Raw genomic sequence first — 4,339 nt, 5'->3', positions numbered from 1 at the left:
ATGTTAAATCAAACAAGAATGATTTAAATATGCTGATTAATCATTATCTAAAAGAAGAGGCTGCAGATTCTTCGATCGATTATCGGGTCCTTTTAGCGGATGAAGTTGAACTGTATGGAACCTTGCCGTTCTTTAGTGAGGAACTAAATATGAAGTTAACCTTTAGGCCAAGTGCTTTAGAAAATGGTGATTTAGTTTTAAAGCAGAGATCAATGACGATTGGGAGTTTACACCTTCCTATTTCATACGTTCTCAATTTTATTAGCGAAAATTATAAGCTTCCTAAAGGGGTCGAGATAAGACCCAAGAATAAACTGATCTATGTCAACATGCAGCAATTGAAATTAAAAAGTGATATCAAACTTAAGGCAGACAAATTTGATTTGAAAAAGGATGACATTGCCTTTACGATATTAGTCCCAGTGAATTAGGTGCCTCGTTATTTCGGAGGCACCCTTTTTTTTTAATCCTTAATTTTGATATATTGGAAACCATGATTTGAATGATCAACAAGAACGATCGTATAGGTTTCATTTGGCAAAAATTGAACCCTCGGCATCGGCAATAGTACATTCTTCGTGTCAGCTTCCCTTGCCTCCAAATCAACGGTCATGGGTGTTAATCCTAGATATTCAGTGGACTGCTTATAGGAAACCTTTGGGAAAACTACATCTCTGTCTTTAACTGCAATATCTAGTGGCGGGCTAGCTGGTGATAAGTGGATAAAGCGAACCTTTGATTCATTGACCGGTACCTTTGGTTTATTCTGAAAAACTAGCAGTCGCATTTTCTTAACAGAGTCAATCGCTGCAAGTGTGTACGATTTTCCAGGTTCAACGGTTATCTTTTTATTTAAAACACTGTCGACCATATTTCCCGCTGGGTAAATATCAATATGATGTTTTCCAGGTTTTAATGGTAGATAACTACTTACGTTTTTAAATGGTAAGTCCCGTATCACTCGTTTCCCATTTATATAAATGTCTACATTTGGGGAATCAGGGGAGGTGTGAAGGACGCGGACATACGCTTCTCCTTGTAACGGTTGGGGATTTGTTCTCAGGGAGGTCAATGCTTTATTCATGTATTTTATGTGTTTAAGGTAATAGTGGATGTGTAAGTTGGGAAAGGAGAATTTATAAAATTGAGCTAACAAATCATACATAGCCGCTTTTTGCAGATAATCGGAATGTGTTCTTTTCTCGGACATATTATCAACTCCTATCTAATGGATTACACCATAATTTATTCAAGCTTAAATAGGTAGGTGTCTAACTTCGTATGCACAAATTTGGAATTTTTACATTTTTTATTTACAAATGGATATATTACACATATACTTATAACAAATATGTTTGAAAGTGGGTGACGTGCAATGTTAATTGAAACGATGAGAGCAATCCGTAATTTGAATATTGTTGTTTGCACAGCCCAGAGTTTTACTCGTTAGGGTACCTTGTACGTTTATTCCAATTGGCGAATAAAACCATGGGCTGTGTTTGCCTATGGTTTTTTATTATGTAAAAATAATTATTCGCTGGAGGAATAAACATGAATTTAGTAACAATTGGATTAACGGAAACGGTAGAAAGTAATTTTCAAACTTTAAATACAAATGACGAAATGATTCTTGGTCGTGTAGCCCTCGAACATAAACGAATGTACCGGGTGTGGACGGAGCAAAGTGAATTATTATGTGAGGTTTCAGGCAGATTTAGTTATAATGCCCTCAATCGGGAGGATTTTCCTGCTGTCGGTGATTGGGTTGCCCTAAAGCCGAGATTTGAAGAAGGAAAAGGGACTATTTTGGCCATTCTGCCTCGAAAAAGTAAGTTCTCAAGAAAATCTGCAGGTCTTACCGCAGAGGAGCAAATTGTTGCCACTAATGTCGATACGGTGTTTCTCGTCAATTCACTGAACGAGGATTTGAATTTACGAAGGATGGAACGCTATCTGCTGCTTGCTTGGGAAAGTGGGGCCAATCCCGTTATTGTTTTAAGTAAGGCAGACCTTTGTCAGAATCTCGAGAGTAAATTAGCTGAGGTTGAAGCGATCACGATGGGAGGCGTCCCTGTCATTGCGATAAGTGCTGAGACGATGAGTGGATTTGAGAAATTAGCACCATTCTTGCAGCCTGGAAAAACGATTGCCTTGCTTGGATCCTCAGGGGTTGGTAAATCGACTTTGACCAATCGTCTCTTAGGTGAGGAAAAACAGGTGGTTCAGGATATTCGAATGGCAGATGATAAGGGACGGCATACTACGACGCACCGTGAATTGATCCTCCTTCCCAATGGCAGTGTCTTGATTGATACACCTGGAATGAGGGAACTGCAGCTTTGGGAAAGTACAGATGGTTTAACGGAGACCTTTTCAGAAATTGAAGAATTAGCATCCTCGTGCCGCTACCGGGATTGTCAGCATAAGAATGAACCTGGCTGTGCAATAGTGAGGGCGATTGAAGAAGGAGTGTTGGCAGCTGAGCGGTTAGTTAGTTACAATAAACTGCAAAAGGAACTAGCCTTTATCGAAAGAAAAGCTGATAAACGTGCCCAAGCAGAAGTCAAAAAACATTGGAAAAATATCAATAAACAAATGAAACAGCGAAAAAGCTTTTAAGACTATGAAAATTGACCAAGTGTGGAATATCAACCATACTTGGTCAGCTTTTTTTAGGGTCTTTAGATTTTATTTTTACTTAAACTTTCTGTATACTCATATTCAAGTGAAATAATGATGATGGGGTGGTACTTTGGAAAAGCAATATGAAGTGGCAACGTTTGCCGGAGGCTGTTTCTGGTGTATGGTGAAACCGTTTGATGAACAGCCAGGTATTAAAAGTGTCATTTCCGGCTACACAGGGGGAACAGTAGAAAACCCGACTTACCAACAAGTATGTTCAGAGGCAACCGGCCATTATGAAGCCGTCCAAATTACGTATGATCCTGATGTTTTTCCTTATGAAAAATTATTGGAGTTATTTTGGCAGCAAATTGACCCAACCGATCCAGGCGGCCAATTTTATGATCGCGGGCAATCGTATCAACCGGCGATTTTCTACCATGATGAGACACAAAAAATGCTAGCTGAACAGTCAAGGCAAGCACTCCAGGAAAGCGGACGGTTTAAAAAACCAATTGTTACACCAATCTTACCTGCCAAGACTTTTTATCCAGCTGAAGACTATCATCAGCATTACTATAAGAAAAATCGGGCTCATTACGAGTCCTATCATGTAGGCTCAGGACGTGCTGGCTTTATTCAAAGTCATTGGGGGGAGAAAAAGTGAAAAACAAAGATCTAGAACAATTGAAAAAGGCATTAACACCGATACAATATGAAGTCACGCAAAATAATGGCACAGAACCACCGTTTCGAAATGAATATTGGAATGAAACGAGAGAGGGGATCTATGTAGACCTTGTCTCAGGGAAGCCGCTGTTTAGTTCGTTGGATAAATTCGATGCCGGCTGCGGTTGGCCGAGTTTCACCAAACCGATTCAAGATGAAGAAGTAATCGAGAAAGCGGATCATAGTCACTATATGATTCGGACCGAAGTAAGAAGCAAATCGGCCGATTCTCATTTAGGACATGTATTTAATGACGGTCCAGCCCCGACAGGCTTGCGTTATTGCATTAACTCTGCCGCATTACGGTTTATTCCGAGTGATAAACTGGAAGAGGAAGGTTACGGAGAATTCACGAAGCTATTTGAAGCAAAATAAAAAGCCGCGATTGCGGCTTTTTTTATTTCGACTTTTGTTTTGTGGTTGAAGTCATTCCGCCTGAAAGGATAAATTTCATCGCTTCCTCAGGTTTGACATCAATAATTTCTACTTGTTCCTTTGGAATTAAAAAAGTAAACCCTGCAACCTGGAAGGTTTGCGGAATATAAACGGCCACATGGTCTTTTAACGGAGAATAGAAATCTTCCAATTGATCTGATGTAATAAAACCGAGGCTCCGCATCTCAGTTCCTGGAACCACCACTAGGGCCACCTTGGAAAAGGATTTTTTCTCGCCAAGAAAGGATTGAACGGTGTCCTTAATAACGGAATAGATCGTTTTTACAACAGGAATCCTATCGAGAAGAATATCAATCAATCTGATGATTTTCCCCGAAATATATTTCGTAGAAAGCCAGCCTAAAATAGTAATTAAAATCAGGGTCGACAGTAAGCCAATCCCAGGTATGTAATCCTCCTGTAAATAGGGCTTCAGGGTATTACCCAATAAACCATCTAAAAATAGAAAGGTTTTGTATATGACATAGATCACAAGGATGATAGGGACAATGGTTAAAATACCGTTAATAAAATTTTTCACAATGGATTTCAT

6 protein-coding genes are annotated in these 4,339 nt (G+C 39.4%); 4 read left to right on the top strand and 2 right to left on the bottom strand.

The annotated features are described in order from the left end of the window. Positions 1-29: 29 nt before the first annotated feature. Positions 30-431, top strand: coding sequence for a YpmS family protein (locus tag V7137_RS08250; protein WP_335697643.1), 402 nt, complete (start codon positions 30-32; stop codon positions 429-431). A gap of 32 nt (positions 432-463) precedes the next feature. Here the strand turns inward: V7137_RS08250 and V7137_RS08245 are convergent, their stop codons facing one another. Continuing rightward, on the bottom strand, positions 464-1,210 hold the full coding sequence (locus tag V7137_RS08245) for a DUF4397 domain-containing protein (RefSeq protein WP_335697642.1): 747 nt from the start codon (positions 1,208-1,210) through the stop codon (positions 464-466). Positions 1,211-1,551: 341 nt separating this feature from the next. On the opposite strand from V7137_RS08245, the gene rsgA reads away from it, so the two are divergent. The 3 genes from rsgA to msrB all read left to right on the top strand — a co-directional run bounded on the left by rsgA (position 1,552) and on the right by msrB (position 3,726). Further along, positions 1,552-2,619 (top strand): ribosome small subunit-dependent GTPase A, encoded by a 1,068-nt coding sequence (rsgA, locus tag V7137_RS08240; RefSeq protein ID WP_335697641.1) that lies wholly within the window; start codon positions 1,552-1,554, stop codon positions 2,617-2,619. Positions 2,620-2,803: 184 nt separating this feature from the next. Further along, positions 2,804-3,289: a peptide-methionine (S)-S-oxide reductase MsrA gene (gene msrA / locus V7137_RS08235; protein ID WP_420490108.1), complete on the top strand. Its 486-nt coding sequence runs from the start codon at positions 2,804-2,806 to the stop codon at positions 3,287-3,289. After that, a complete protein-coding gene (msrB, locus tag V7137_RS08230; protein ID WP_335697639.1) occupies positions 3,286-3,726 on the top strand; it encodes a peptide-methionine (R)-S-oxide reductase MsrB in 441 nt (146 codons plus the stop codon). Before msrA ends, msrB begins: the two co-directional genes overlap by 4 nt. 22 nt (positions 3,727-3,748) lie before the next feature. On the opposite strand, the gene V7137_RS08225 is transcribed toward msrB, so the two are convergent. Continuing rightward, the coding region (locus V7137_RS08225) for a DUF502 domain-containing protein (protein WP_335697638.1) at positions 3,749-4,339 on the bottom strand (591 nt) is incomplete at its 5' end.

It is taken from the genome of Neobacillus drentensis (assembly GCF_036962765.1).
In the GTDB taxonomy this organism is placed as follows: domain Bacteria; phylum Bacillota; class Bacilli; order Bacillales; family Cytobacillaceae; genus Neobacillus; species Neobacillus drentensis_C.
This window is presented reverse-complemented; position numbering and strand designations above follow the sequence as displayed.